Source organism: Oleiphilus sp. HI0066, assembly GCF_001635725.1.
In genome coordinates this window covers 1-726 of sequence record NZ_LWFH01000727.1, presented here as the reverse complement: position 1 = coordinate 726, position 726 = coordinate 1, and the positions used below count along the sequence as shown (strand labels likewise).

Annotated in this window: 1 pseudogene; it reads left to right on the top strand. The window is 43.8% G+C overall.

Features of this window, described 5'->3' with window-relative positions:
* Positions 1-164: 164 nt before the first annotated feature.
* Positions 165-726: pseudogene (locus tag A3738_RS08930) on the top strand (cytochrome P450); the annotation flags it as partial.

Sequence of the window (726 nt, the reverse complement as noted above, 5' to 3'; positions counted from 1 at the left end):
AATCAATTTAGAAGAAGCTCAAATGCTAGATATGGCGCCAGAGAAACGAGAAGAATCACGACTTGCATGTCAGGTTCGACTTAGCGCTGATGACAACGGGATGGTCGTCAAACTTCCTGAATTCCAGATGTAATGTCACATAGTGCAACGAAGGTAAAAGACCAATGAAACTGTTAGAGCCTGTGATTGAAAAGAGTACCGCGCTTGTTCCTATGCATCTGCAAATTAAGGGAGCGCATGCCTTTCAAAAATTCAAAAAGCGTTTGGGTTTAGCGCGCGCTATTCCGACATTTACTGAAACCCCAATTCCTCCTGTTGCTGATCTTTCATTGGGTGAAATTGATGTCAGCAATCCTTTTTTGTTTCGACAGGGGCGGTGGTTGGAGTATTTTCAACGTCTACGAGATGAGAGTCCGGTGCACTATCAAGCGAACAGTCCATTTGGACCTTTTTGGTCGGTGACACGTTTCGAAGACATTATGTATGTTGATAAGCATCATGAGCTTTTTTCTGCCGAACCTATTATATCGATAGGCCCGCAACCTGAAGGTATCGAAATTCAAACCTTTATTGCGATGGATCCCCCTAAACATGATGTTCAACGACAAGCTGTTCAAGGCGTTGTTGCTCCTCAGAATTTAAAGGAAATGGAGTCCTTAATTCGTCAGCGAACCTGTGATGTGCTTGATAACTTGCCGGTAGATGAGCCTTTTGATTGGGTGGACT